At 66.1% G+C, this 25,356-nt stretch carries 25 protein-coding genes and 2 pseudogenes; 17 read left to right on the top strand and 10 right to left on the bottom strand.

The features are described from left to right. Positions 1–55: 55 nt before the first annotated feature. A complete protein-coding gene (locus DR_RS05160) occupies positions 56–1,156 on the top strand; it encodes a bifunctional 3-deoxy-7-phosphoheptulonate synthase/chorismate mutase (RefSeq protein ID WP_034349615.1) in 1,101 nt (366 codons plus the stop codon). Between the two features lie 202 nt (positions 1,157–1,358). Here the strand turns inward: DR_RS05160 and DR_RS05155 are convergent, their stop codons facing one another. From DR_RS05155 to DR_RS05140, 4 genes are read right to left on the bottom strand one after another with little or no spacing between them, the layout of a single operon-like run. Next, complete coding sequence (locus DR_RS05155; protein ID WP_034349616.1) at positions 1,359–1,925, bottom strand: 2'-5' RNA ligase family protein; 567 nt, start codon at positions 1,923–1,925, stop codon at positions 1,359–1,361. Positions 1,926–1,953: 28 nt separating this feature from the next. Beyond that, a complete protein-coding gene (locus DR_RS05150) occupies positions 1,954–2,631 on the bottom strand; it encodes a helix-turn-helix transcriptional regulator (RefSeq protein ID WP_010887642.1) in 678 nt (225 codons plus the stop codon). Beyond that, complete coding sequence (locus DR_RS05145; protein WP_010887641.1) at positions 2,628–3,680, bottom strand: Mrp/NBP35 family ATP-binding protein; 1,053 nt, start codon at positions 3,678–3,680, stop codon at positions 2,628–2,630. The genes DR_RS05150 and DR_RS05145 overlap by 4 nt, the downstream gene beginning before the upstream one ends. Positions 3,681–3,687: 7 nt before the next feature. After that, positions 3,688–4,470: a cyclic nucleotide-binding domain-containing protein gene (locus tag DR_RS05140; protein WP_010887640.1), complete on the bottom strand. Its 783-nt coding sequence runs from the start codon at positions 4,468–4,470 to the stop codon at positions 3,688–3,690. A gap of 411 nt (positions 4,471–4,881) precedes the next feature. On the opposite strand from DR_RS05140, the gene DR_RS05135 reads away from it, so the two are divergent. The 3 genes from DR_RS05135 to DR_RS05125 are packed head-to-tail and all read left to right on the top strand — an operon-like array spanning position 4,882 to position 5,911. Further along, complete coding sequence (locus tag DR_RS05135; RefSeq protein ID WP_010887638.1) at positions 4,882–5,229, top strand: roadblock/LC7 domain-containing protein; 348 nt, start codon at positions 4,882–4,884, stop codon at positions 5,227–5,229. Next, a complete protein-coding gene (locus DR_RS05130) occupies positions 5,226–5,564 on the top strand; it encodes a roadblock/LC7 domain-containing protein (protein ID WP_010887637.1) in 339 nt (112 codons plus the stop codon). Before DR_RS05135 ends, DR_RS05130 begins: the two co-directional genes overlap by 4 nt. After that, the gene (locus DR_RS05125) at positions 5,561–5,911 is read left to right on the top strand and encodes a roadblock/LC7 domain-containing protein (RefSeq protein WP_010887636.1); all 351 of its coding nucleotides are present in this window, start codon (positions 5,561–5,563) and stop codon (positions 5,909–5,911) included. The genes DR_RS05130 and DR_RS05125 overlap by 4 nt, the downstream gene beginning before the upstream one ends. Positions 5,912–5,992: 81 nt before the next feature. Here the strand turns inward: DR_RS05125 and DR_RS05120 are convergent, their stop codons facing one another. Next, entirely contained in the window at positions 5,993–7,342 is a 1,350-nt protein-coding gene (locus DR_RS05120; RefSeq protein WP_010887635.1) for an FAD-dependent oxidoreductase, read from the bottom strand. A gap of 108 nt (positions 7,343–7,450) precedes the next feature. Here DR_RS05120 and DR_RS05115 point away from each other — a divergent pair, with 108 nt between their 5' ends. Then, complete coding sequence (locus DR_RS05115) at positions 7,451–8,605, top strand: alanine--glyoxylate aminotransferase family protein (RefSeq protein ID WP_027479659.1); 1,155 nt, start codon at positions 7,451–7,453, stop codon at positions 8,603–8,605. A gap of 456 nt (positions 8,606–9,061) precedes the next feature. Here DR_RS05115 and DR_RS05110 read toward each other — a convergent pair whose 3' ends face one another. Then, the gene (locus tag DR_RS05110) at positions 9,062–9,691 is read right to left on the bottom strand and encodes a CBS and ACT domain-containing protein (RefSeq protein WP_010887633.1); all 630 of its coding nucleotides are present in this window, start codon (positions 9,689–9,691) and stop codon (positions 9,062–9,064) included. A 138-nt stretch (positions 9,692–9,829) separates the two neighbouring features. On the opposite strand from DR_RS05110, the gene DR_RS05105 reads away from it, so the two are divergent. Beyond that, on the top strand, positions 9,830–10,312 hold the full coding sequence (locus DR_RS05105) for an OmpH family outer membrane protein (protein ID WP_027479660.1): 483 nt from the start codon (positions 9,830–9,832) through the stop codon (positions 10,310–10,312). 136 nt (positions 10,313–10,448) lie between these two features. Continuing rightward, positions 10,449–10,931: an OmpH family outer membrane protein gene (locus DR_RS05100; protein WP_010887631.1), complete on the top strand. Its 483-nt coding sequence runs from the start codon at positions 10,449–10,451 to the stop codon at positions 10,929–10,931. Positions 10,932–11,068: 137 nt separating this feature from the next. Here DR_RS05100 and DR_RS05095 read toward each other — a convergent pair whose 3' ends face one another. Beyond that, entirely contained in the window at positions 11,069–11,746 is a 678-nt protein-coding gene (locus DR_RS05095) for a response regulator (RefSeq protein WP_027479661.1), read from the bottom strand. 94 nt (positions 11,747–11,840) lie between these two features. Further along, positions 11,841–13,775 (bottom strand): ABC transporter substrate-binding protein, encoded by a 1,935-nt coding sequence (locus DR_RS05090; RefSeq protein WP_338107139.1) that lies wholly within the window; start codon positions 13,773–13,775, stop codon positions 11,841–11,843. A 305-nt stretch (positions 13,776–14,080) separates the two neighbouring features. On the opposite strand from DR_RS05090, the gene hslO reads away from it, so the two are divergent. From hslO to DR_RS05065, 6 genes and pseudogenes are all read left to right on the top strand, one after another. Beyond that, positions 14,081–14,962, top strand: coding sequence for an Hsp33 family molecular chaperone HslO (gene hslO / locus DR_RS05085; RefSeq protein ID WP_027479663.1), 882 nt, complete (start codon positions 14,081–14,083; stop codon positions 14,960–14,962). A gap of 91 nt (positions 14,963–15,053) precedes the next feature. After that, positions 15,054–16,051: pseudogene (locus DR_RS17230) on the top strand (S1C family serine protease). An 8-nt stretch (positions 16,052–16,059) separates the two neighbouring features. Continuing rightward, the gene (locus DR_RS16685) at positions 16,060–16,314 is read left to right on the top strand and encodes a PDZ domain-containing protein (protein ID WP_234944680.1); all 255 of its coding nucleotides are present in this window, start codon (positions 16,060–16,062) and stop codon (positions 16,312–16,314) included. Beyond that, positions 16,314–17,438, top strand: coding sequence for a CCA tRNA nucleotidyltransferase (locus tag DR_RS05075; protein ID WP_010887626.1), 1,125 nt, complete (start codon positions 16,314–16,316; stop codon positions 17,436–17,438). Before DR_RS16685 ends, DR_RS05075 begins: the two co-directional genes overlap by 1 nt. A gap of 49 nt (positions 17,439–17,487) precedes the next feature. Then, a complete protein-coding gene (locus tag DR_RS05070; RefSeq protein ID WP_010887625.1) occupies positions 17,488–18,099 on the top strand; it encodes a site-2 protease family protein in 612 nt (203 codons plus the stop codon). Positions 18,100–18,171: 72 nt separating this feature from the next. Continuing rightward, entirely contained in the window at positions 18,172–19,206 is a 1,035-nt protein-coding gene (locus DR_RS05065; protein WP_010887624.1) for a GGDEF domain-containing protein, read from the top strand. Positions 19,207–19,374: 168 nt separating this feature from the next. On the opposite strand, the pseudogene DR_RS05060 reads toward DR_RS05065, so the two are convergent. Continuing rightward, a pseudogene (locus DR_RS05060) lies at positions 19,375–20,351 on the bottom strand (Glu/Leu/Phe/Val family dehydrogenase); the annotation flags it as partial. A 90-nt stretch (positions 20,352–20,441) separates the two neighbouring features. Between DR_RS05060 and tnpA the strand changes: the two are divergent. Together tnpA and tnpB are read left to right on the top strand one after the other, a co-directional pair. Then, complete coding sequence (gene tnpA / locus DR_RS05055) at positions 20,442–20,864, top strand: IS200/IS605-like element ISDra2 family transposase (protein WP_010887312.1); 423 nt, start codon at positions 20,442–20,444, stop codon at positions 20,862–20,864. Beyond that, positions 20,851–22,077: an IS200/IS605 family element RNA-guided endonuclease TnpB gene (tnpB, locus tag DR_RS05050; protein ID WP_010887311.1), complete on the top strand. Its 1,227-nt coding sequence runs from the start codon at positions 20,851–20,853 to the stop codon at positions 22,075–22,077. Before tnpA ends, tnpB begins: the two co-directional genes overlap by 14 nt. On the opposite strand, the gene pckA is transcribed toward tnpB, so the two are convergent. After that, positions 22,016–23,416, bottom strand: coding sequence for a phosphoenolpyruvate carboxykinase (ATP) (pckA, locus tag DR_RS05045; protein WP_234944679.1), 1,401 nt, complete (start codon positions 23,414–23,416; stop codon positions 22,016–22,018). The genes tnpB and pckA overlap by 62 nt on opposite strands. A gap of 330 nt (positions 23,417–23,746) precedes the next feature. On the opposite strand from pckA, the gene prfA reads away from it, so the two are divergent. Beyond that, positions 23,747–24,865, top strand: a complete 1,119-nt coding sequence (gene prfA / locus DR_RS05040; protein ID WP_034349619.1) for a peptide chain release factor 1 — start codon at positions 23,747–23,749, stop codon at positions 24,863–24,865. After that, entirely contained in the window at positions 24,852–25,355 is a 504-nt protein-coding gene (locus tag DR_RS05035; protein ID WP_010887620.1) for an NUDIX hydrolase, read from the top strand. The genes prfA and DR_RS05035 overlap by 14 nt, the downstream gene beginning before the upstream one ends. The last annotated feature ends 1 nt before the right edge of the window (position 25,356 follow it).

The following is a 25,356-nucleotide window of genomic DNA, read 5'->3' as shown; positions in this document are numbered from 1 at the left end:
AATTGACTAGCCCCAGAGCAGGGCGGTGTCGGGCGGCTTCCCTACACTGCTGCCTATGACCCAGCAACGCAGCATCGACGACCTCCGCGCCGAGGTGGACCAGATCAACCGCGACCTGCTCGCGCTGATTTCGCGCCGGGGTGAAGTGGTGGCGCAAATCGGCCACGCCAAGAGCGCCGAGGGCCGCCCCAACCACTACGACCCCGCCCGCGAGGAGCAGCAGCTCAAGGAACTCGAGAAGATCAACCCCGGTCCCTTCCCCACCGCTACGGTCAAGGGCATTTTCAAGGAGATTTTCCGGGCGAGCCTCGCGCTCGAGGAGAGCAACGACAAGAAGCAGCTGCTCGTCTCGCGCAAGGTCAAGCGCGAAGACACCGTGCTCGATATCGACGGCGTGCGAATCGGTGGGGGCGAGGCGCCCATCGTCATCGCCGGGCCCTGCTCCATCGAGTCCGAGGAGCAGATGGAGCAGACCGCCGCTTTCTTGCAGGGCAAGGGCGTCAAGATTCTGCGCGGCGGCGCCTACAAGCCGCGCACCAGCCCCTACGGCTTTCAGGGCATGGGCGTGGACGGCCTGATTCTGGGCAGCCGGGTCGCCAAGGAGCACGGGCAACTGTTCGTGACCGAGGTGATGGACACCCGCGACGTGGACGTGGTGAGCGAGTACGCCGACATCCTGCAAATCGGCGCGCGCAACATGCACAACTTTGCCCTGCTGCGCGAGGTGGGCCGCGCCCGGCGCCCGGTGCTGCTCAAGCGTGGGCTGTCGGCCACCATTGAGGAATGGCTCTACGCCGCCGAATACATCCTCTCGGAAGGCAACAACGAAGTCATTCTGTGCGAGCGCGGCATCCGTACCTACGAGAAGTGGACCCGCAACACGCTCGACCTCTCGGCGGTGGCCCTCGCCAAGCAGGAAACCCACCTGCCGGTCATCGTGGACGTGACCCACGCTGCCGGGCGCCGCGACCTGCTGATTCCGCTCGCCAAGGCCGCCATCGCGGTGGGCGCCGACGGCATCCACGTTGAAGTGCACCCCAACCCCGCCACCGCGCTCAGCGACAACGAGCAGCAACTCGACTTCGCCGGCTACGAGAAGTTCCTCGAAGGCGTGGGCAGCCTGCTGCAAGCCCCGGCGGTGCCGGCCACGGCCTGAGCCTCATAAAGTTGACCCCACCCGGCGCGGCGGCCTGGGCGGGGTCTTTCTTGTTTGTCTTCTCGCCTAGAGCATTGGACAGAATGATCTGGTCTGTCTTTGACCCTCTACCTTGATGGGACTCGAAGAGCTGCCCCGCAGAGAGGGCCTTGCGAAGCAAGGGGTGAGGGTGTCTTTTTCTGTCAAATGCTCTCAAGCAGCCCTACTTCCCCGGCAACCCCAGCGGAAAGGTGTGCAGCTCCTGCACCTCGCCGCGCTGTTCGCGGGTGAGGCTGAGGGCTTCTACCCGGAACTGTCCGAGCGGCGATGCCTGGCGCTGCACCTGTGCCCACAGCTCTTCACTCGCCCAGGGCAGCACCCCAAGCGCCAGGGTGAGGTGGGGCCGGTACTCGGCGCCGTCATAAGGGGAGCGGCTCGACGGCCCGACTTCGAGCAGGCGGTCGTGCAGGTCGCGCAGCTCGGCGCTGAGGTGGCACTCCAGAAAAATCACACTCGGCACCTGTTTCCAGCCCTTGACCTGCACGTCGAACATCGGCTGCTCCTGCAAGGCGCCGCGCAACCCGGCAATCAGCTCGGCGCTGCTCAGCGGGGTGGTGAAGGGCGCACGCAGGTTGAGGTGCGGCAGCCCGAAGCCGCGTACGCCCAGGCGCTCCTGCACACGCCGCATCCAGGTGTCGAGGGCCTCGGGCGGCCACGCGACCACCGAGTACAGCGGCGCTGGCGCCTCGCCGGGCGCAGAGTGTGGGGTTGGGGGGGCAGGCTGGGTCATGGAGAGTGGGTGAGAAGGCAAGCGGGGCTCAGCCCAGGCGGTAGCGGCAACTCGGTTGACCGCAGGCCATGTGCTCTTCGCGGGTGACGGGAACGCCGAGCAGTTTGGTGTACATGGCCATCTCGGCGCTGCACATCACCTTGAACTGCCGCGCCACCTGCAGATTAGGGCAGTTGCACTGCACCAGAGACCACTGCCCGCCCTCCTGCTCTAGGTGAGGCGCGAACCCGAGTTCGGTCAGCGGCCCGATCAGGCGGCGCAGCTTTTCTTCCAGCGGCATTTCGGGTGGCAGGAGGTCGCGCAGCAGGGCTTCGAGCCGGTCGCTGCGGGCCCGCAGCACCTCGTCTACGGCGTCCCGGCCATAGAGGTCCGACACCGATTCGAGCACGTCCAGGCACAGGCTGGCGTAGGTCTTGGGAAAGGTGCGCTCCTCGGCGTGCTCGGTCAGGCCGAAGACGTGCTGGGGCCGGCCCCGCCCGCCGGGTTTCTCGACCTGCACCTGCACCAGCCCCTGCGCTTGCAGGTCGGTCAAGTGCCGCCGCGCCGCCGGACTGGTGACCCGCAAACGGGCGGCGAGGTCCTGGGCGGTCTGCGGGCCGTGGCGCTTGAGCAGTTCGAGCAGGCGGGTCTTGGTGCGCTCGGGGGGGCTGCCCAGGTCGGCCTCGGCCAGAGCAGCTTGCGCCAGGTCGCGCACGCGGGGGGTCACAGGACGGGCAGCTGCTCCGGCAGCTCGGAGAGGGTCCGCACGCTGATCTGCCCCGCCAGCGTCCGCGCCACCGCCCGCAACGCCTGCGCCGCCACGCTCTCGGGGTGCGCCAGAATCGCCGGGGCGCCCGCGTCGGCGTCTTTGCGCACCTCCACGTCGAGCGGAATCTCGCCCAGCAGCGGGTACTGCTCGCCCAGCTTGCGGCTGCCCCCGCGCCCGAAGATGTCGTAGGTCAGGCCGGTGTCGGGGGCCACGAAATAGCTCATGTTCTCGACCACGCCCAGCACCGGCACGCTCGCCTTGCGGAACATGTCGATGGCCCGCGCCGCGTCGATCAGGGCCACGTCCTGCGGGGTGGTCACGATGACGGCGCCGGTCACCTGCACCGTCTGCGTCAGCGAAAGCTGCACGTCGCCGGTGCCCGGTGGCAGGTCCACGATCAGGTAGTCGAGTTCGCCCCACGCCGAGTCTTTCAGAAACTGCTGAATGGCCGAGTGCAGCATCGGCCCGCGCCACACCAGCGCCTGACCGGCGGGCGAAAGGTTCGCCATGCTGATAAAGCGTACCCCGTGGGCCTCGATAGGCCGCATCTTGCGGTCCTCGTTGGCGGTCACGCGGGCCTGCCCCTGCCCCAGCATGTGCGCCACCGAGGGACCGTACACGTCGGCGTCGAGCAGGCCCACCCGCGCCCCGTCCCGCGCGAGCGAGGCGGCGAGGTTGACGGCCACGCTGCTTTTGCCCACGCCGCCCTTGCCGCTGCCGACCAGCACGACGTGCTTGACCCCCGGCAGCGCGGGCTGCGTGGCGGCCCGGACCATCGCCCCGAACTCGATCTGCACGTCCCGCACGCCGGGCACTTGCAGCAGCGCCGAGCGCACGTCGAGTTCGATCTGGCCCTTGAGCGGGCAGGCGGGGGTGGTCAGGTTGACCTTGACCTGAGCCACGTCGCCGCTCAGCTCGGCCCGTTCGATCATGCCCAGCGACACCAGATCACGGTGCAGTTCGGGGTCGTTCACAGTGCTCAGGGCACGCAGCAGGGCGTCGTTCATATAGGCGTCATCTTGACCACAAATCGGCGTTCTGGCAACGACGAAACTCACAGAGCGCCGCGCCGTCGCCAAAAAAGAGGGTGCCCAGGCAAGAGAAGCCCGGCACGGGAAGCTCTGTCCGGGCAGCAAAAACCCCCACCGCTGGGGTGGGGGCTGTGAGGGGCAAAGTGCTGAGCTTTAGGCCGCCGCGATGGTGGCGAGGGCGCGCTCGTCCTTGAGGGTGATCTTGCCGTAGCCGGCGCTGATGCACGCCTTCGCGGCTGAGTTCACCGACCACCTTGGTCACGGTTTCGCGCACGCTGCCGACGGCGGCGGCGAGTTCGTCGTGGGTGGCGTAGATCATCGTTTCACCGCTGTCGAGCTGCGTGGCGAGGGCGGTGTCCTTGAGTTCGAGCAGCTCCCCGGCAATGCGGGCACGCAGGCGCTTGCCGACGAGGCGGTAGATGCTTTCGTAAGCGCGTTCGAGGGTCCGCACGAGGTGGGTGGTCACCACCAGGTTGTCTTCAGCGCTCATCAGGGCGGGGTTGATCACGTCAATGGCGCTGTCGGTCACAGCTTCGGCAAAGTAGGCGCGGTTCACGCCGGCCAGGGCTTCTTCGCCGAAGTATTCGCCGGGCTTGACATAGCGCAGGGTCAGCCCGTTGCCGTCGTCGTCCATGGTGTGCACGCGCACGAGGCCGCTGGAGACGCGGTAGAGCATGTCGCTCTTGCCGGGGTAAAGGATGACGGCGCCGGGGCGGTAGGTCACGGTGTCCACGAAGGTGCGGGCAGCAGTCTGGGTCTGGGTCATGGAAAACGCCTCCTAAGGCGGAAAAGGTGAAGGGGAGGCGGACGCGCGAATCTGTCCGCCTTGATGTCAGAAAGTATAGGCCGAGGTCACAATTTTGTAAATAGTTTTGTTTCTTTAATCATGATTTAGGTTACGAGGTGACGAAATGTCACCGCAGGCTGATTTGGAGGGTTTCACCGGAGTCAAAGCAGGGCTGGAAGCCCAGAAATGATGTTCTGAACAATGTTTTTCTCCTTGAACTTCTGGCCCTATCGACCGACACAGTGTCAAATGACCCGCGAATAATTGAGAGCCTGATGAGCATCGAAACTGACCTCCCGAGTTGTCTACAAAAGCAGGCATTTTCCTCTTTTCGACTTCTCTCGGCGAGTCAGAGTGGTGTGACGCGGGGGGCCGTATGATGCCGGGCAGATGCTGTATGAACTCACCCAACTTGTGACCGATGTGCGCGGCGCGTGGGCGGCAGCCATCGGCGGGCTCGACGGGCTGCTGGTGGAGGGCTATTGCCCCACCAACGCCGACCTGAACCTGCTGGTGGCCGAACACGCCGGGCTGCTGCGGGCGGGCAACGCCGCCTATGACACCCTGGGCGGGGGCCATACCCGCGAGCTGTACCTGCGCGGCGAGAGCGTGAGCGTGTATCTGCTGCCGATCAATCCCGAATTCTTTTTGCTGCTCGCCCTCGACGAGCGCAGCAACCTGGGGCAGGCGCGGCTTTACGGCCACGCGGCGGCCCGGCAACTGGAGGCACAACTGTGAAGCTGGGCGTGTTGCGAACCCAACCCGGCATCGTGGCCGGGGTACTGGTCGGCCCCGACGGCCTGCCGCTGGAAATGGTGGGCGACGGCGACGTGCTGGCCGCCGAACTCGCCGAGCTGCGTCACTGGATCGACCGCACGACGGAGCGGTTGCAAGCCGGACGCGTAACCCGCATCGCCTTCACCAGCGAGAAACTGGAAGTCGTGGCGCTGGCGAGTGGTGACTATGTGCTCGGCGCCGCTGTGGCCCGTGGGCTGGATACCCGCCCGATGCAGCAGGCCCTCGCCAAGCTGGCCCTGGAAGTCTTCGACCTGCCGGCCACCGAGGGCCTGTGAGCGCTCCGGCCCTCGACCCCGCCGGCCTGAACCTCGCCCCTCTGCTGGACGTGCGCGGCGTGCAGCGGGCGGGCGTGGTGGACGGCAACGGCCAGATTCTCAACATGGTCGGCAGCGGCGCGACCGACCCCACCATCGTCGCGGCGGCGCGGGCGGTGCTGCAAAGCCTACAAGCCGCCACCGACAGCCCGACCTGGCACGACCTGCTGCTTGACCTCGACAGCGGTCCCCTGCTGCTCACGCCGTGCGGCGAAGGCATGCTCCTTGTCCGGTTCGACGAGGTGCCGAGCCTGGGCCGCGTGCGCCTGGGCGTGCGCCGGGTACTGGCTCAGGCGGCGGGCGAGTAAGCGACAGGCTGTATTGACAAGCGGAACCGGGCTGCTCCCAGAGAGTCGCCCGGTTCTCTTTTTTCAGTTTTCTGTGTCGCCCTACGCCCGCAGCGCCCGGTTCAGGCGGTCGGCGGCCACCAGTAGTACATCCCAGACGCCGGAAAAGGGAGGGGCATAGGCGAGGTCCATCTGAAAGAGGTCTTCCACCTTGCCGCGACTGTGCAGGTGCGCGGCGATCACGTCCACCCGTTTGACACTGAGGGGATTCTCGGCGACCAGTTGCCCGCCCAGCAGCCGCCCGGTCCCGCGCTCGCCGGTCAGCCGGACGTGAATGGGCCGGGCGTCGGCGTAGTAGCCCGCGTGGTCGGTGCTGGTCACGTCCACGCTGACGGCGTTCAGGCCCAGCGCAGCGGCTTCGCCCTGGGTCAGCCCGGTGCGCGCTACGCCGAGGCCGAAGACCTTGAAGATGCTGGTGCCCACCACACCGGGAAACTTGGCGTCGCCGCCCGCCATGTTGATGCCGGCGATGCGGCCCATGCGATTGGCAGTCAGGCCGAGCGGAATGTGGACCCGGCGCCGCGTGACCCGGTGCAGGCTCTCGCAGTTGTCGCCCGCCGCGTAGACGCCGTCCACGTTTGTCTGCTGCCGCACGTCCACCGCCGCCGCGCCGGTCTTGCCGAGGCGGGCCCCCGCCGCCCGCAGCAGGTCCACGTTGGGTTTGACCCCCACCGCGACCACCACCACGTCGGCGCGGACCAGCCCGCCGTCCGTCTGCACACCGGTCACGCGGCCCGCCTTGCCGATCAGGCCCTCCACGGTGGTCCCGCAGCGCACGTCCACCCCGTGCCGCCCGAGTTCGTCGAGAAGGCGGGGGCGGTACTCGGGGTCCAGCACCCGGCCCCCCACGTCCGGATTTCGCTCCAGCAGCACCACGCTCAGGCCCTGGCGGCACATGTTTTCCGCCAGTTCGAGGCCGATGTACCCGCCGCCGACGATGCAGACGCGCCCGGCTCCTTTCAAACTGTCTGCGATGGCCTGTCCGTCGGGAATCTCGCGCAGCACGTGGACACCCGCGAGGTCGGTCTGCGCCCAATCTGGCCGAACCGCACTGACCCCGGTGGCGACCAAAAGGCGGTCGTACGGCTCGGTGGCGACGCGCCCCGCCGCGCGGTCCAGAACCGTGACAGTGCGTGCCTCGGCATCCACGCCCGTCACCTCATGCCCCAGCTGCACCCCGATGCCCCGGCCACGCATCTGCGCGGGCGTGCGGGCAATCAGGTCGTCCCACTCGCCCACCGCGCCGCCCAGCACGTAGGGCAGGCCGCAGGCGCCGTAACTGATGAAGTCTCCGCGCTCAAAGACCACGACCTCGGCGTCCGGGTCAAAACGCTTGGCCCGGCTCGCCGCGCTCATTCCGGCGGCCACGCCCCCCACGATCACGATTCGCATGGAGGCAGGGTAAGCGCTGAGAAGGACAAGGGTGACGCGGCGCCCGCCGCCTGTCCCAACTTAGACGGATTTCGTCCACCCGCCGGGGTGACCGGTACAGTCGGAGTCATGAGTGACCCGCTGCCCGCCCACCTGCCCCTCAACCGCGAACGCCTGATCGCGCCCGGCCCGGTGGAAGTCGCGCCGGACGTGCTGCTCGCGCTGGCGCAGCCGCAGATGCACCACCGCGCTCCCCAGGGCGTCGCCAAACTGATGGAAGCCCGCGAGAAGCTGACCCGGCTGCTCGGCGACCCTTACGACGCGGTGATTACGACCAGCAGCGGCACCGGCGCCTTCGAAGGCGCACTCGTCAGCACCACCCCGACGGGCGCCAAGGTGGTCAACGCGCAGGCGGGCAAGTTCAGCGAGCGCTGGGGCGACATGGCGAAGCGCTTCAGCTACGACACCCAGATCGTCGCCAAGCCCTGGGGCGAAATGCTCGACCCCGACGAAGTGGCCGACGCCTGCCGGGGCGCCCACACCCTCACCATCACCCACAGCGAGACGAGCACCGGGGCGCTGCATGACCTGGAAGCGATTGCCGGGGCCGCCAAAGCGCAGAATCCCGACCTCATCATCATTGCCGACTGCATCACGTCCTACGGCAACGCCGAGCTGCGCCCCGCCGCCTGGGGCGTGGACGTGGTCGTCTCGGGCAGCCAGAAGGGCACCGCGACCCCGCCCGGCCTGGGCTTCGTGCTGTTCTCGCCTGAAGTTCAAGGCCGCATGATCAAGAACACGCCACACGGCTTTTACCTCGACATGACCCGTGAACTCGCCGGACAAAAGGCAGGCAGCACGCCGCAGACGCCCGCCATCAACCTGATCTACGCGCTCTCGGTGGCGCTCGACCACTTGCTGCGCGTGCCGCTGGAAGTCCTGTGGGCCGAGCAACGCCGCAAGACCGACGCCCTGATCGCCGCCGGCACCGCGCTCGGTGCGCCCGCCTGGGCCGCTCGCCCGAGCGCCGCTGTCGCCGTGCTACGTCCGCCCGAGGGGATCGGCGGCAAGCAGGTGGCCGCCCGCCTCGCCGAGATGGGCCAGCGCGCGCTCCCCGGTCAGGCCCCGCACGAGGACACGGTGTTCCGCGTCTCGACAATGGGCTACGCCGACCGCTACGACACCCTGGGCATCGCTGGGATGCTCGAAGACTGCTTCGCCAGCCTGGGTGTTCAGTTCGAGCGCGGCGCAGGGGTACAGGCGGCTTGGGAGGTGTTGAGGTAGAAAGGATTGGGGCGTCGAGAAAAGCTCCTTAACTTCTTTAGAGGAGTCGAAGGAATGGAGTTGTTAAAGGCTGGTCTGGATGCCCCCTCACCCCTTTGCTTCGCAAAGGCCCTCTCCCGCAAGGGGAGAGGGTCAACAAATACAAACGTTTAGGCTTTAGCCCTTTTCACTGCTCTACGGAAAACGGTGAAACGCAGAACGGAAGGGCCGTCGGGCGCTGAAAGCGACGGGCCTCGCGTCCTCAAAAATCACGGGCGTCTAGACCAACCGACGCACTTAAGGAAAACCGCCCGCCAAACGCAATCACCGCCAAGTGCCCAGTGCCAACGTCAACTCCCCTTGCCCCTTTGGGGTAAGGGGCTGGGGGATGGGGCCAAAAAGCTAAAACCCAAGCCCCAACAACAAAACCCGCCCACCCAGCCAAAGCCAGAGCAGGCGGACAAACTCCACCCTACCTCAGTCCAGAACGGAAATCCCCGCCGCCCGCACCCGGTCACGCACCCCAGTAAGCCCCTCGCCCCCAACACGCAGCACGAACCGGCGATTGCCCCCCGCCCCATCCACGTCGTAGGTCGCCACGCTGATGATGTTGCTGGGCTGCACGGCCTGCGCGGCGCGCTCCAGGCTGCCGGGCACGTCGGGCATGTCGAGCGTGAGGCGCTGCCCGCCCTCGTTCATGCCGAGGATGGTGGTAAAGGCGCGAATCACGTCCGAGGTGGTGATGATGTCGCTCATCTGGCCCTGGGCGTTCAGGACCGGCAGGCCGCCGAACTTGTGCTCCTGCATCCGCAGGGCGGCGTCTTCCATGTACTCGTCTTCCTGCGCGGTGATGACCGGGCGGCCCATGATTTCTTCCACCGTCAGCTTGCTCAGCAGGTAGTTCAGTTCCCAGACGCTCAGGGTGGTGGCCTTGCTGGGCATGGCGTCCTTGAGGTCCTTGCGGGTGGTGATCCCGACGAGCTTGCCGTCACGCAGCACCGGCAGGCGGCGGACCCGGCGTTCGCTGATCAGCTTGAGGGCGTCCATCACGGGCGTATCCGGCGTCACCGTCACGGGGGTACGCGTCATCCAGTCACTTACGAGCATAAATGGAGTTTAGCGCCACATTCTCCCCTGCCCTCTCTACTGCGGCCCGGGTCAAGCTGACGGCGGAATGACCGGACGTGTGAGACAACTGTGACGTGCTTCATTCGGCTCAGAAACCGGCATGCTAGCGTCGCTGTCATGAAGATCACCGCCAAGGCGCTCGCGCCCGTTACCCTCGCTGCCGCATTCGGACTCGGTACCCTCGCCCCCCACGCCCAGACCCCCGCCCAGAAGGTCGGCTTCGTGAACGTGGACGCCCTCTTCGCGGCCCACCCCGGCAACAAGGACGTCGTGGCGCTGAGCGACAGCCTCAACAAGGACGCGACCCTGACCGATACGGTCAACAAGCTGCGCGCCATCGACGCCAAGGGCGCGAGCGCCACGGCGGCGGAAAAGCAGCAGCGTGAAGCCCTGCTCGCCACCTACAACGCCAAGACCAAGCCCCTGAACGACAAGACCGCTCAGGTCGAAACTGCCATCGACAAGTCGCTGAGCGACTACGCCAAGGCCAACGGTTTCTCGGTCATCATGGACCGCTCCATCGCTCAGCAGAGCGGCCTGGTCATCTACGCCGACAACAGCACCGATCTGACCGAAGCCGTCAAGAAGACCATCAAGTAAGCCCCGCGCCTCCGCCCGGCGGGGAAAGGCGCCGCCCAACCCTCAGTTTGCGTCCTTCCCTGCCCCCGACTTGCGGGGGTTTCGTTTTGCCGCGTGTCTGCCCTCTGCGCGGCGCCCACCCCGAAAGGAAAAAACCATGAAGTTGCACCGTCCCCTGCTCCTGCTTCCGCTGTTTCTGCTCGCCACCGTTCCCCAGGCCCAGACGAAAAACACCCGCCTCGGCTTCGTCAACGTGCAAAAGGTCGTGGCGGCGGTGCCCGGCGGCGGGCCTTACCTCGACCTGCGCCGCAAGGTGGACACCGACCTCGCCAAGCGTCAGGCCAACATTCAGCAGCTCACCGTCAAGGCCAACCGCACCCGTGCCAAGGCCGACGCCGACGCGCTGAAAAAGGCTCAGCAGAGCTTTGTTACGGCTCAGAAGAACTACCAGACCCGCCTCGCGGAGTCGTTCAAGCCCATCGGCAAGCGGGTGGACAGCACCATCGCCGCCGTCGCCAAGAGCAACGGCTTCGGCGTACTGTTCGACTACGAGGTGGCGGCCAGCTCCAAACTGGTTGTCTATGCCAACACCGCCAAGACCGACTTGACGCCAGCGGTGCTCAAGGCGCTGAAGAAGTAAAAGTAAACGCCGAGTGCAAGGCAAGGGGCCTGGAGGAAGAATCTCCAGGCCCCTTGCTTTGGATTTTTGACCCTCTACCCTGGTGGGAGAGGGCCTGCCGAAGGCAGGGGTGAGGGGGTCTTTTTCTGTCAACTGCTCTAGAGCGTGCGCGGGTCAATCCAGCCGCGCTTGATGCCGTGCAGCACGGCCTCAGTGCGGCTGCCGACGCCAAGTTTGGAAAAGATGTTGGCGAGGTGGACCTGCACGGTGCGTGGGCTGATGTCGAGGTCGCGGGCGATTTCCTTGTTGGTGCGCCCGCTCGCTGCCACCCGCAGCACTTCGAGTTCGCGGGGGCTGAGGTCGTCCTCGGGCGGGGTCGGCGTCGAAGCCACGCTGAAGCGTTCGAGGACCTTGCGGGCAATCGAGGGGTGCAGGGCACTTTCGCCCGCCGCCACCGCCCGCACCGCGCCGAGCAGGTCGTCTTCGCTGGCGTTCTTGAGCAGGTAGCCCGCCGCGCCCGCTTCGAGCAGGGCGAACACGTAAGCGTCGTCGTCGTAGCTGGTCAGCACCAGCACGCCCACGCTGGGCTGCTCGGCCTTAATTGCTTTGGTCGCCTCGATACCGTTCATGCCGGGCATGGACACGTCCATCAGAATCACGTCGGGGGTCAGCGAGCGGGCCTGGGCGAGCGCTTCCTCGCCGCTGCCGGCCTCGCCGACCACGCGCAGGTCGGTCTCGCCTTCAAGAAGTTCGCGGGTGCCCTTGCGGACCACCGGGTGGTCGTCCACCAGCAGCAGGGTGATGGGCCGGGCGGCTTCGTTCTCGGTATGCAGCATGGGCGCAGCATAGCGGGGCCACAGAAAAACAGAGAACAACATAGAAAAACCACCCTGCGCGGAGGCAAGGTGGTCAGGGTAAGCGGGACGCGGCTCAGCTCTTGGTGAGGTTCTTCCAGAGGGTGCCGGCCTGCGAGAAGCCGTACATCGGGTTGTAGTTCTCAGCCGTCACGCCGCCGATGCTGTCGCGGTAGACCGCGTAGCCCACGCCGCCGGGCATCAGGATGTAGAGGGCCTGTTCCTGAGCGCGCTCGGCGATCTTCTTGTACAGGTCGTTGCGCTTGGCCGTATCGGTGGTGCTGCGGGCTTCCTTAATCCAGCTGTCGATCTGCGCGTCCTTGGCGTTGATGCGCGGCGCGTAGTAGCCGGTCGAGGAGTAGAAGGTGTTGACGAAGTTGTCCGGGTCGGCGTAGTCAGGCGCCCAGCTCGTGACGACCATCGCTTCGGTGCCTTCGCCGCTCGCCTTGATGATTTCGCTCCATTCCTTGGCGACCACGTTGACCTTGAACTTGGGGTTCAGGCCTTCGATGTTCTTCTTCAGCATTTCCATCGCGGTCTGCATGCCACGGCTGCCCGAGCGGTAGGACACGTTCAGGTTAAAGCCCTTGTCCCAGACCTGACCGTTCCAGGCCTTCTGGAAGTACCCCTTGGCGGCGTCGAGGTCGAACTTCGGCGCGGGGATGCTCGCGTCGTAGCCGGGGAACGAGTCGGGCAGCAGGAAGTTGCGCTCGGTGCCCTTGCCGCGCTGCACCTGCTTGATGTACTCGGGGGTGTTGAAGGCAGCCACGAATCCCCGGCGCACGTCCACATCGCTGAAGAAGTTGGCGGGAATGCCGTTGCCGTCGAGCTTGCCGCTGCCGATCTGCTGCTGCTCCTGACCGGCCTTGACCTTGATGTTCTCGTTCATGCTCAGGCCGGTGGCGGTGGTGTCGGGCAGGTCGTCGAGCACGGCCACGCCGGGTTTGCCCTTGAGCTGGGTTTCCACGATTTCGCGTCCGCCCGCTTCGATGAAGTCGGCGTCGCCCTTCAGGAAGGCCTGGATGCGGGCGGCGGGTTCGGGCACCTTCTGGATGATCACGTTCTTGATCGAGGGCTTGTCGCCCCAGTAATCGTCGAAGGCGACGGCAGCGACCGAGGTGGCGTCCTTCTTGAGCAGCTTGTAAGCGCCAGTGCCGCTGGGGTCCTGCGCGAGCGGGCTGCCGGTGAGGTCCTTGCCCACGGCGGCCTTCCAGGTGGCTTCGGTGCCGTCCCACTCGCCGATCTTCTTGGCGTGTTCGCTGTCCACGATGCCCTGGCCGGTGTAGGCGAGCTTGGACAGGAAGGCCGGGTCGGTCTTGGGCAGGTTGAAGACCAGCGTCTGACCGTCGCACTTCACGGCGTCCACGATCTTCTGCCAGGTCACGCCCTTGTCGTCGTTGGCGTTGCTGGCGGTGCCGAGCAGCGACTCGGAGAGAAACCAGTTGCCGCTGTCGCTGGTGTTGGTGACGAGGTTGCGGCGGAAGGTGTACTCGGCGTCCTTGCACTCGAAGGGGTTGCCGCTGTGGAACTTCACGCCGTCACGCAGGGTGAAGCGGTAGCGCTTGCCCCCGTCCTCTTCTTCCCACTTGGTCGCCAGGATGGGTTGCAGGTCGCGGATCGAGTTGCCCTGGTAGCCCAGCAGGGTTTCGTAGAGGTTTTCCACGACCTGACCGCTCGCCGTGTCGTAGGTGGTGCCGGGGTCGAGGGTCGGGATGTCCGCCGACTCCTGCACGACCAGGGTGTCGGGGTTGTTCGTCGTGGTGGACGTGGTGGTCGTCTCAGTGCTGCTCGAGCTCTGATTGTTCTGAGCGTCGGTGCTCTGCGACTGTTCGGTGGTCGTGGTGGTCTTCTCGGTCTTGTCTTGGTCTGGCAGGCCGAAAGGCTCAGGGCGAGCGTGGCGAGCGCCACGGCACCGAGGGGACGGGAAATTCTGGTCATGTCTTCTCTCCTGAAAAACGCTGTTCGGGGAGCGGGGGGAGCCGCCACCGACAACCGACGAGGCTACGCCCACGGGGCGCACAGCTGCCACGCGGCCCTGTCTCTGCGCGGCGAACAACCGTTGCCCGCCCGCTAAAAAGCACGCCCGCTATCATACCGCCGCCAGATGAGTGAGGCCTAACAAAACTCGTAATGTGACGTGCTTGGCCCCCTCAGAGAGCGGTCAGGCACCCGCTGAGACACGCCACGAATGCAATCCCGTCCACATCTCACTTGAGTCTCGTCATGTAAAGTTTCCTGATGACCGAATCCGCTGTCCAGAATCAACAAGCCGCTGCCCAGTCGGCCTACGCCGACCTGCCGCTGCCCGAGTCGTTCATGCTGCGCGGCACGGCGGCGGGCGGCACGTTGCGCCTGGTGGGCATTGAGGCGTCGAAGGTGGTCGAGGAAGCGCGGCGGCGCCACAATCTCAGCAAGACGGCGACGGCGGCGCTCGGGCGCACCATGGCCGCTTCGGCGCTGCTGGCGGTGGTGCTGGGCAAGCGCACCGACTCGCGGGTGACAGTGCGGGTGGACGGCGGCGGGCCGGTGGGCTGGATCGTGGCCGAAGGCAGCACCGACGGGCGGCTGCGTGGCTACGTCCGGCAACCCGAGGCCGACCTGCCCCCGCGTGAAAGCGACGGCAAACTCGACGTGCGCGGCATCGTGGGCACGGACGGCGAACTCGCCGTGACCCGGCTGCTCGACAACGGCGAACCCTACACCGGCAGCGTGCGGCTGCAAAGCGGCGAAATCGCCGAGGACGTGAGCCGTTACCTGGGGGCTTCCGAACAGATTCCCAACGCCGTGCTGCTCGGCGTGTACGAGGAAGGGGGCCGGGTCGCCAACGCGGGTGGGCTGCTGATTCAGGCGATGCCCGGCGTGACCGACGAAACGCTGGCGAAACTCGAAGCCAACATCGCCGCCATGGGAATGCTGACCGACCAACTCCGCAACGGGGGGCTGCTCGGCGCCATGCAGCAGGCGGCGGCGGGCCTCGACCTGCAACTCGCCACCGACGCGCAGCCCGCCCACTTCTCGTGCCGCTGCTCGCGCGAAAAGGCGATTGACAGCCTCAAGTTCTTCGGCGCCGAGGAACGTCAGGAAATGATCGACGAGGGCGGTCAGGAAGTGCTGTGCCACTGGTGCAGCGAGAAGTACCACCTGACCCCCGAGGAAATCGCAGCGCTCGACGAGGGCGAGGCGCGCGCGGAAGCCTAACTCAGGCAGTCAAAGCGGAGGCTGGGAGATTCATCCCGGCCCCGCTTTTTCGTGCCTGTCCGTCCCGCGCCCCCGGTGGCACAATGCCCCTATGAAGTCGAAGGCCTGGGGCGTCATTCTCGTGCTGGTGGGACTGGGGTTGGGCGCGACCCTGCTGCGGGACCAGGTGCCGCTGGGGTCGGCCCGCAACCCGGCGCCGGCGCCCGCCACCGCGCCCGCCGCAGAAGCGGGCGCGCGGCTGCAAAACGAGCAGAACACCATCGAAATCGTGCAGAAATACGAGCCGGGGCTGGTCTACATCTCCACCGAGGCGCGGGTCACGAGCCAGGACCCCTTCGGCTGGATGATGGGCGCGCCGCAAAGCGAGGTGCAGCGCGGGGTGGGCAGCGGCTTTTTCGTGAACGCGGCGGGCGACATCCTGACCAACTACCACGTGGTCGCCGGGACGAACGGCGGCGCGGCGGACCGCATTCAGATTCGGCTGCTCGGCTCGACGAAGACGGTGGACGCCGAGGTCATTGGGCTGGCTCCGCAGTACGACCTCGCGCTGCTGCGCGCCCACGACCTGAGCCCGCGTGACATCCGGCCCATTCCGCTGGGCGACAGCGACCGGCTGGCGGTGGGCCAGAAGACGGTGGCGATGGGCGCCCCTTCGGCCTGGAATTCAGCGTGTCTGAAGGCATCGTGAGCGCGACCTCGCGTCAGATTCCCATTGGTTTTTCGACGGGTGGCGAGGGCATCACCCAGCGGGCGATTCAGACCGACGCGGCCATCAATCCCGGCAACTCGGGCGGGCCGCTGCTGGGGAGCGACGGGCGGGTGATCGGCATCAACACCCAGATCTACTCGCCGAGCGGTCAGGCGGGCGCGGCGCAGAGCGCGGGGGTGGGCTTCGCCATTCCCATCAACACGGCCAGAAACCTGCTGCCGCGCTTGCAGGCGGCGAGCGGCGGGCTCGTCTCCGCACCCCGGGTGGGCTTGCAGCCGGGCATCCTGGTGCAGGGGCGCAGCGGCGTGCTCGCGCTGGGGCTGGGGATGCTCGACCCGCAGGCAAACGGGCGGCGGGGCTGCCCGACACCGGCCTGCTGATCGGCGGCGTGGCGCCCGGCAGCCCGGCGGCCCGCGCGGGCCTGCAAGGCGGCGGCGCGCCCCAGGATTTCCCCGGTGGGGGCCGCATTCAGCTCGGCGGCGACGTGATCGTAGAGGCTGCCGGACAGCCGGTGGACGCGCTCGAAGACTTGCAGGCGGTGCTGCTCGACAAGAAGGTGGGCGACCAGGTGGCGCTCAAGGTGGTGCGCGGCGGGAAAACCCGTGACGTGACGCTCACCCTCGACGAGTCGGCCTTTCAGTAATGGCGACCCCAGACGGCGAGCAGGTCTGGGCGCAGTTGCAGCCGCAGGACCGGGCCTGGCTCAACGACCTATCGCGCCGGGCCGGGCCGGACACCGAACTCGCGCTGGTCGGCGGGGCCGTGCGCGACGCCCTGCTGGGGCAGACGCCGCTCGACCTCGACATCGTGGTGGCGGGGCAGGACGGTCAGGGGGTGGAGGCGCTGGCGCTGGCGAGTGGGCTGCCGTTCGTCTTCCATCCAGCTTTCGAGAACGCCACCCTGACACTGCCGGACGGACGCGGAGCCGACCTCGTCCGGGCGCGGCGCGAGCACTACCCGCAGCCGGGACGTAATCCCGAGCCGCTGCCCGGCACCCTGCACGACGACCTGCGCCGCCGCGACTTCGGCCTCAATGCGCTGGCGCTGCGGCTGCGGGAGGACGGCGCCCCCGAGCTGCTCGACGTGGTGGGCGGACTGCGTGACCTGGAACGGCGCGAGCTGAGGCCGCTGCATGACCGCTCCTTGCACGAGGACGCCAGCCGACTGGTGCGGGCGGCCCGGCTCGCCGCGCGGCTGGAGCTGCACCCGGCGCCGGAGTTGCTCGCGCAAGTGCCGGATGCGCTGGCGCTGGCCGATGACACCCCCCGCCTGTGGGCCGAACTAAAGCTGCTGCTCGCCGAGCCGCGTCCGGGGCAGGCAGCCCGCGTGCTGGACGGGTGGGGGGCGGGGACGCTCTTGCCGGGGCTGCCGCTGCTCGAAGCCCTCGATGTACAGCAGAATGCGGGCACGCCGGTTCAACCCGGCACCTACGCGGCGGCGGTTCTGTCGGCAGCTCCTGACGCCGCAGCCCTCGCCGAGCGGATGGCCCTGGGCGAGCGGCCCGCCGCGCTATTGGCGCGGGCGCTGTCGGACAGCTATTTCGCACCGGGCACGCCGGAATTGCAGTTGCGCGGGTTGCTGCGCCCCGAGAGTTACCTGCCGCTGACCGGACGCGAAGTCGTGGCGCTGGGGGTGGCGCCGGGGCCGGCAGTGGGCCGCGCCCTGGCGCACCTCGCGGGGCTGCGGCAAAGCGGTGCGGTGCGCTCGGCGGACGAGGAACGCACGGCGCTGCGGGCCTACCTCGGCGCAAACCCCAAGGCGACCTGAGCCCCCTGACCCCGGCGCCTCATCTGCCGGCCTCTACAATGGGTCGGATATGGGTCTGATTTCCCTGCTGCAACAAAGTCCCCTGGCGTTCATCATCGTGGCGCTGGCCCTCGTGCTGTCGCTGACGGTGCACGAGTTCGCGCACGCCTTCGTCGCGGACCGGCTGGGCGACCCCACAGCGCGCCGCGCCGGGCGGGTGTCGCTCAATCCTTTCCGGCATCTCGACCCGCTCGGCACGCTGCTGCTGCTGGTCGCCGGCTTCGGGTTCGCCCGCCCGGTGCCGATCAACCCGCGCAACCTGGGGCGCTGGGGCACGCTGTGGGCCACCGCCGCCGGGCCGCTGAGCAACCTGCTGATCGCGTTGGTGTGTGCCCTGCTGGCCGCCGCCTTGCCATACTCGCCGCTGCTCGAAGTCATCCTGAGCACCGTGCTGGGCGTCAACGTGGTGCTGGCGGTCTTCAACCTGCTGCCGATTCCGCTGCTCGACGGCAGCCGGATTCTGGGGGCGCTGGTCCCCTCGCTGGGCCGCAGCCTGGCGCAGTTCGAGGCGCAGCCCTTTTCCTTCGTCATCGTGATGATCTTCATCTACGCCCTGCGCGGGCCCATCGGCAGCTTGATCGGGCAGGTGCAGGACTGGGTCTTGCGACTCGTCGGGGCCTGAGCGACTTCGCTTGAACTTTATTTTTCGCCCACGTAAGACTCCCGCAGGAGGGGTGCCGACACAGTGAAATCAATGTCGCCTGCCGCTGTCTCCGGTCCCCCGCCTGTGCCAACGAGTTTTACCGGGCTCTATTTCCAGCTGCTGGCTCCCCTGCTGGCGGTGACGGCCCTCTGGAGCACGTCGCTGTACATGCATCCCAATTATCTGATTGTCCTGCCGCTGTGTCTGCCGCTGCTGGTGGGGCTGGCCTACCCCTGGATTCCGCCCCGGCTGGAATGGAGCGTGCGCCTGGCGCTGACGGGCCTGCACCTGCTGTTGCTCGCAGCACTCAACCTCTGGCAGTTCTGGCTGCCGCAGGCGCACGTAGGCAACCGCTCGGCGTTTGCGATTTTGCTGCTCGCCGGGCCCATCACCAGCCTGGCGTGGAGTTTCCTGTTCGTGGACCACCCCCGGGTCGGGCAGGGGCTGACCTTGCTGCTCGCCGGGCTGTCGAGTCTGCTGGTGGGGCAGTGGGCGCGGCCCACCGGCAACGAGCCGGGGCTGGCGGTCATCATGCTGCTCATCTGTCTGGTGGGTGCTCTGTTCGGCCAGCAAGCGATTCGGCTTCAGCGTCAGGCCCGCCGCAGCGCGCACGACGCCCAGCGCGACCCGCTGACCGGGCTGTTCAACCGCCGCGCCTTCGATCAGGCGGTGCGGCAAACGGTGCAGGGCGGCACCCTCGCGCTGCTCGACCTCGACCACTTCAAGGCGATCAACGACCATCACGGCCATATGGCGGGCGACCGGGTGCTGCGCGGCGTGGCCGACGTGCTGCTCGACCACCTGCCCGCCGGGGGCTCGGCGTACCGCTGGGGCGGCGAGGAATTTGCCCTGCTGCTGCCCGGCCTGTTTCCCCCAGAGGCCGAAGACCTCCTCGACAGCGTGCGGCAGGAAGTGCAGGTGCGCAGTTTTGCCGGGGGCGCCCACGTCACCCTCAGCGCCGGGCTGGGCCAGTACACGGTGCCCGAGCAGTTGCCCGGCATCTTCAGCGAGGTGGACGCCGCCCTGCTCGCCGCCAAACGCGCCGGGCGCAACCGGGTGATGCATGTGGTGCCGGCGCTGACTTAGAGCATTTGACAGAATGATCTGTTCTGTCTTTGACCCTTTACCTTGATGGGAGAGGGCCTTGCGAACARGGGNGGAGGGTGTCTTTTTCTGTCGAATGTCCTGAACGCACCCCAGCAACCAACAAAAAGGGCCGCCCCGTCGAGGAAGCGGCCCTTTTCGCGTGTGGATTTACGGATACAGCCCGCGCACGCCCGCGCTTCGAGGACGCGGGTACAGGCGACGATGTACACCGCCGTCCGCAGCGTTACGCCGTGCTGTTCCTTCACGTCCCAGAGGCTCTGGAAGGCTTCGCGCATGATGCGGTCGAGGCGCTCGTTGATTTCATCTTCGGTCCAGAAGAAGCTGGAGAAGTCCTGCACCCACTCGAAGTACGACACGCTCACGCCGCCCGCGTTGGCGAGCACGTCGGGCACCACGGTCACGCCCTTTTGCGCCAGCAGGTCGTCGGCGGCGGGAATGGTGGGGCCGTTGGCGCCCTCGACGACGAGCCGCGCCCTGATCTTGTCGGCGTTTTGCAGGGTGATCTGCTTTTCGAGCGCCGCCGGAATCAGCACGTCGCAGTCCACGCTCCAGAAGTCGTCCTTCTGCATTTCCTCGCTGCCTTCGAGCCCGGTGATCTTGCCGGTCTGCCGCAGGTGCGCGAGCGCCTTGCCGGGGTCGATGCCCGCCGCGCTGTGAATGGTGCCGGTCACGTCCTGAATGGCAACGATCTTGGCGCCGTGCTGGTGGAAGATGCGGGCGGCGGCCTCACCCACATTGCCGAAGCCCTGCACAGCGATGCGGGCGCCTTCGAGCGGCATCCCGAGCTTTTTCATCGCCTCGGCGCCGGTCACGAACACGCCGCGTCCGGTGGCGTCGGCGCGGCCCAGCGAGCCACCGAGCGACACCGGCTTGCCGGTCACCACGCCCGTCGCGGTGCGGCCCACGTTCATGGAGTAGGTGTCCATCATCCAGGCCATCGTCTGCGGGCCAGTGTTCACGTCGGGCGCGGGGATGTCCTTTTCCGGCCCGATAATCAGGCCGATTTCGGTGGTGTAGCGGCGGGTGACGCGCTCGAGTTCGCCCTGGCTGTACTTGCGCGGGTCAATGCGGATGCCGCCCTTGCCGCCGCCGTAGGGCAGGTTGACGGCGGCGTTCTTGATGCTTGAGGGGCGCACACTCGTGACTTCAGTCATGAGTTAGCCCCTCTCGCCCTGAAAAGGGCGATGAAAAGCGGAAGCCTCTAGCTTTTCCAGATGACATATGTTATTCTTCCCCTTGAGATGAAGAAAGGCCGGGGTTACGTCTATCAGCTTGAATACCACCTCATCTGGTGCGTGAAATACCGTCATCAGGTGTTGGTGGGTGAGGTTGCTGATGGACTGAAAGACATCCTGCGTGACATTGCCGCTCAGAACGGGCTGGAAGTCATCACGATGGAAGTCATGCCTGACCACGTTCACCTCCTGCTAAGCGCAACCCCACAGCAAGCCATCCCCGACTTCGTGAAGGCGCTGAAAGGCGCTTCCGCACGTCGGATGTTCGTGGCCTACCCGCAGTTGAAAGAAAAGCTGTGGGGCGGCAATCTCTGGAACCCGTCGTATTGCATCCTGACTGTTTCTGAAAACACCCGCGCTCAGATTCAGAAATACATAGAGAGCCAGCATGATAAGGAATAAGGCTTTCGTGGTCAGGCTGTACCCAAATGCGGCTCAGACTGAACTGATTAACCGCACGCTGGGTAGCGCAAGGTTCGTCTACAACCACTTCCTTGCCCGTCGCATTGCGGCCTACAAGGAAAGCGGGAAGGGACTGACCTACGGGCAAACGAGTAGCGAACTGACCCTTCTGAAGCAGGCTGAAGAAACCTCCTGGCTCTCGGAAGTAGATAAGTTTGCTTTGCAGAACTCGCTGAAAAACCTTGAGACCGCGTACAAGAACTTCTTTCGGACTGTGAAGCAGTCCGGTAAAAAGGTAGGATTCCCACGTTTCAGAAAGAAGCGCACGGGAGAGTCCTACCGGACTCAATTCACCAACAACAACATCCAAATTGGGGAAGGTAGGCTCAAACTTCCTAAGCTGGGATGGGTGAAAACCAAGGGCCAGCAGGATATTCAAGGGAAGATTCTGAATGTCACTGTGCGCCGTATTCACGAAGGCCATTACGAAGCGTCCGTTCTCTGTGAAGTCGAGATTCCCTACCTGCCTGCGGCTCCCAAGTTTGCAGCGGGTGTGGATGTCGGCATCAAGGATTTTGCCATCGTGACCGATGGCGTGAGGTTTAAGCATGAACAGAATCCGAAATATTACCGCTCCACCCTGAAAAGACTTCGTAAAGCTCAGCAAACCCTGTCCAGACGGAAGAAGGGCAGCGCACGTTACGGGAAAGCGAAAACCAAGCTGGCTCGGATTCACAAGCGCATTGTCAATAAGCGTCAGGATTTCCTTCACAAGCTCACCACCTCCCTGGTGCGTGAGTACGAAATCATCGGAACCGAACACCTTAAACCCGACAACATGCGGAAAAATCGCCGCCTTGCACTGAGCATCAGTGATGCGGGCTGGGGTGAGTTCATCCGGCAGTTGGAATACAAGGCAGCGTGGTACGGGCGACTGGTATCTAAAGTCAGCCCCTACTTTCCATCTAGCCAGTTGTGTCATGACTGCGGATTCAAGAATCCCGAAGTGAAGAATCTTGCCGTCCGTACATGGACTTGCCCGAACTGTGGGGAAACCCATGACCGAGACGAGAACGCTGCGCTGAACATTCGGCGTGAAGCGTTGGTGGCTGCGGGAATCTCAGACACCTTAAACGCTCATGGAGGCTATGTCAGACCTGCTTCGGCGGGCAATGGTCTGCGAAGTGAGAATCACGCGACTTTAGTCGTGTGAGGTTCAAGCTCATGCGGTGGCCTTCGCCGTACTTGCCGCCGGTCCAGCCGGTGTTGACGAGCCACACCTTCGCGCCGCTTTCTTCGACCTTCTGCGCCAGGAGCCGGGCATATTCGCCGGGGTGACGGGGCATGAAGGGCGCGCCGAAGCAGGTGCTGAAGGTCGGGGTGGGGTCAGTCACGCCTTCTTCGGTGCCAGGAATCTTGGCGGTGAAGCCCGAGATGAACTGGTACATCATCTGCTCGGGGGTCAGGCGCGAAAGCGGGGGCAACACGCCGAACGCGTCGGCGGTCAGGAACACCACGTTCTTGGGAATGCCGCCCACGCTGCCGGGCTGGATGTTGGCGATCTGCTCGATGGGGTAGGCGCTGCGGGTGTTTTCAGTCAGCGAGCCGTCGTCGAGGTCGGGGGTGCCGCTCTCGTCGAGCACCACGTTTTCCAGCACGGTGCCGTAGTTGCGGGTGGTCTGGTAAATAGCGGGCTCGGCCTCGGCGCTCAGGTTGATGACCTTGGCGTAGCAGCCGCCCTCGAAGTTGAAGACGCCGGTGTCGGTCCAGCCGTGCTCGTCATCACCGATCAACTTGCGGCCGGGGTCGGCGCTCAGGGTGGTCTTGCCGGTGCCGCTCAGGCCGAAGAACAGCGCCACGTCGCCGTCCTCGCCCACGTTGGCCGAGCAATGCATCGGCATGATGCCCTTGGCGGGCAGCAGGTAGTTCAGGACGCCGAAGATGCCCTTCTTGTTCTCGCCGGCGTACTGGGTGCCGCCCGCGATGATCATCTTCTTGCTGAAGTTGACCAGGATAAAGGTGTCGGTGCGGGTGCCGTCCACCGCCGGGTCGGCCTTGAACGACGGGATGTTGAGCACCGTCCACTCGGCCTGGAAGTTCTGGAGTTCCTCGGCGGTGGGGCGCACGAACATGTTGCGGATAAACAGCGAGTGGTACGCCATTTCGGTGATCATCCGCACGGGGATGCGGTGCTCGGCATCGGTGCCGGCGAAGACCTGCTGCACAAACAGTTCCCGGCCCTCGGCGTACTTCACCATCTTGTCCAGCAGTCGGTCAAAGACTTCGGCGCTGATCGGCTGGTTGAAGCCTTCCCACCACACGGTTTCCCGGGTCTGGTCGTCTTCGACGATGAAGCGGTCTTTGGGGCTGCGGCCCGTCTTGTTGGTCCGTACGGTCAGCGGGCCAGTGGCGGCCTGCACTCCTTCACCGAGGCGAATGGCGTGGGCGTAGAGGTCGTCCACACCAGGGTTGAGGTGCAGTTGGCCGGGCTTGAGGCCCAGGTCGGCAATCGGCTGGGCGCCGGGTTGAGCATCGGGTTGAGCAGTGGTCATAAGGCCTCCGAAAAGAGAAGTCACGGCTGTGGTTAGACTCCGAGATAGTGCCGCAGGAACCGCTTCCAACACAAGGGCCGCTCGTTACCCGTCCAGAAACACCAAACATGCGGGCAGTGGCCTCCCAGCGCGGGTCGTATCGCCGCGCAGATGACACAAATTCCCGGCGCGGCTTGTGGGGGGCGCGGGATAAGCGGCCTGCTGACCTTTCGTTTGCCATGCCCGAGAAGGGTGGAACCGGGGCGCTAGACTACCCGGCATGTTTCCTGTGACCACCCCCATGCAAAAAAGCCGTCAGGGGCCGACCCTACGGCTGACCCAGTGGCGAACATGAGCCGCCTCAACGAACTGGTGTCCGAATTCGGCCTCGTCGAGCGCCGCCTGGGTGACCCGCAGGCGCTGGCCGATGGCCGCGAGTATGCCCGGCTGACCCGCCGTCACCGCGAGCTGCTGCCGCTCGTCACGCTGGTGCGCGAGCGCGAGCAGGCGGAAGCGGACCTGAGCGGCGCCCGCGAACTGCTGCAAGACCCCGACATGCGCGACCCTGACATGAAGGAATTGGCGCAGCTCGAGGTCGGCGGCCTACAGGCGCGACTGGCCGAAATCGAAGCCGAACTCGAAGTGCTGCTGCTTCCCACCGACCCCGACGACGGCAAGGACGTGATTCTGGAACTGCGCGCCGGAGCGGGCGGCGCCGAGGCGGGGCTGTTCGTGATGGACCTGCTGCGGATGTACGAACGCTACGCGGCGGGGCTGAACCTCAAGCTCAACGTCCTCGACGCGGCCGAGAGTGACCTGGGCGGCGCGAGCAAAGTCGTGGCCGAAGTGACTGGCGACTTCGCCTTTCGCGCCCTGAAGTGGGAACGCGGCGTTCACCGGGTGCAGCGCGTGCCTGCCACCGAGTCGCAGGGGCGCATCCACACCTCCACCGCCACCGTCGCCGTGCTGCCCGAGGCCGAACCCGGCGAGGTCAACCTCGACCTGTCCGAGGTCCGCATCGACGTATTCCGCTCGCAGGGCGCGGGCGGGCAGGGCGTGAACACCACCGACTCGGCGGTCCGGGCCGTGTACCGCGCCGGGACTCCCGACGAAATCATGGTGATCTGTCAGGACGGGCGCTCGCAGATCAAGAACCGTGAAAAGGCGCTGCAAGTGCTCACTGCCCGGCTCGCCGAACGGGAGCGCGCCGCGCGCGAGGCGCAGGAACGCCAGGAACGCGCCTCGCAGGTGGGCAGCGGCGACCGTTCGGAAAAAATCCGCACCTACAACTACCCGCAAAACCGCGTGACCGACCACCGCCTGGAGGGTGAAGACAAGAACCATCCACTCGACGCGGTAATGGCCGGGGGGCTCGCTCCGGTGGTGTCGGCCCTGGCCCGCGCCCAGAGAGAAGAGCAACTGCTCGCCATGTCGCAAGAAGGCGCCGAGGACCAGCATGGGGCGGCGTGATCTGCTGGTCGCGGCAGGCATCCTGCGCGACCGCTTTGGGCGGGTGCTGCTCGTCGGCAACGACTGGCAGGGGCACGGGCGGGTGCGCCACACCCTTCCCGGCGGCGTGGTCGAACACGGCGAAACGCTCCCCGAGGCGCTCTACCGCGAAATCTACGAGGAAACCGGGCTGAAACTCACCGGCATCAAGCACATGGCCTACACGGTGCATATCGAAGACGAGCGCCGGGGCGAACGCGCCATCGCTGTCGCCTTCGAGGCCACCTGGGAAGGGCTGCTCAACCCCGCCGACCCCGACGGGTTCATTGTCGAGGCCCGCTTTTGCACGGTGGACGAGGCGCTCGACAAACTCGACTCGCCGCCCATGCGTGAGCCGCTCGCCGATTACCTCAACACGGGCGAGCCGGGCCGCTTCTATGCCTTCAAGGGCTGGGACGGGCGCGGCGGGCTGCGCATTCCGACGCTCAAGCCGGTGGTCAAGGACCGCTAGC

It is taken from the genome of Deinococcus radiodurans R1 = ATCC 13939 = DSM 20539 (assembly GCF_000008565.1).
In the GTDB taxonomy this organism is placed as follows: Bacteria; Deinococcota; Deinococci; order Deinococcales; family Deinococcaceae; genus Deinococcus; species Deinococcus radiodurans.
This window is presented reverse-complemented; position numbering and strand designations above follow the sequence as displayed.

Excerpts from the sequence above, each read along its gene's own strand:
- DR_RS05160 (WP_034349615.1), top strand. The coding sequence starts at position 56 with ATGACCCAGCAACGCAGCATCGACGACCTCCGCGCCGAGGTGGACCAG.
- DR_RS05155 (WP_034349616.1), bottom strand. The coding sequence starts at position 1,925 with ATGACCCAGCCTGCCCCCCCAACCCCACACTCTGCGCCCGGCGAGGCG.
- DR_RS05145 (WP_010887641.1), bottom strand. The coding sequence starts at position 3,680 with ATGAACGACGCCCTGCTGCGTGCCCTGAGCACTGTGAACGACCCCGAA.
- DR_RS05140 (WP_010887640.1), bottom strand. The coding sequence starts at position 4,470 with ATGACCCAGACCCAGACTGCTGCCCGCACCTTCGTGGACACCGTGACC.
- DR_RS05135 (WP_010887638.1), top strand. The coding sequence starts at position 4,882 with ATGCTGTATGAACTCACCCAACTTGTGACCGATGTGCGCGGCGCGTGG.
- DR_RS05120 (WP_010887635.1), bottom strand. The coding sequence starts at position 7,342 with ATGCGAATCGTGATCGTGGGGGGCGTGGCCGCCGGAATGAGCGCGGCG.
- DR_RS05115 (WP_027479659.1), top strand. The coding sequence starts at position 7,451 with ATGAGTGACCCGCTGCCCGCCCACCTGCCCCTCAACCGCGAACGCCTG.
- DR_RS05110 (WP_010887633.1), bottom strand. The coding sequence starts at position 9,691 with ATGCTCGTAAGTGACTGGATGACGCGTACCCCCGTGACGGTGACGCCG.
- DR_RS05105 (WP_027479660.1), top strand. The coding sequence starts at position 9,830 with ATGAAGATCACCGCCAAGGCGCTCGCGCCCGTTACCCTCGCTGCCGCA.
- DR_RS05100 (WP_010887631.1), top strand. The coding sequence starts at position 10,449 with ATGAAGTTGCACCGTCCCCTGCTCCTGCTTCCGCTGTTTCTGCTCGCC.
- DR_RS05095 (WP_027479661.1), bottom strand. The coding sequence starts at position 11,746 with ATGCTGCATACCGAGAACGAAGCCGCCCGGCCCATCACCCTGCTGCTG.
- hslO (WP_027479663.1), top strand. The coding sequence starts at position 14,081 with ATGCTGCGCGGCACGGCGGCGGGCGGCACGTTGCGCCTGGTGGGCATT.
- DR_RS05075 (WP_010887626.1), top strand. The coding sequence starts at position 16,314 with ATGGCGACCCCAGACGGCGAGCAGGTCTGGGCGCAGTTGCAGCCGCAG.
- DR_RS05070 (WP_010887625.1), top strand. The coding sequence starts at position 17,488 with ATGGGTCTGATTTCCCTGCTGCAACAAAGTCCCCTGGCGTTCATCATC.
- DR_RS05065 (WP_010887624.1), top strand. The coding sequence starts at position 18,172 with ATGTCGCCTGCCGCTGTCTCCGGTCCCCCGCCTGTGCCAACGAGTTTT.
- tnpA (WP_010887312.1), top strand. The coding sequence starts at position 20,442 with ATGACATATGTTATTCTTCCCCTTGAGATGAAGAAAGGCCGGGGTTAC.
- tnpB (WP_010887311.1), top strand. The coding sequence starts at position 20,851 with ATGATAAGGAATAAGGCTTTCGTGGTCAGGCTGTACCCAAATGCGGCT.
- pckA (WP_234944679.1), bottom strand. The coding sequence starts at position 23,416 with ATGACCACTGCTCAACCCGATGCTCAACCCGGCGCCCAGCCGATTGCC.
- prfA (WP_034349619.1), top strand. The coding sequence starts at position 23,747 with ATGAGCCGCCTCAACGAACTGGTGTCCGAATTCGGCCTCGTCGAGCGC.
- DR_RS05035 (WP_010887620.1), top strand. The coding sequence starts at position 24,852 with ATGGGGCGGCGTGATCTGCTGGTCGCGGCAGGCATCCTGCGCGACCGC.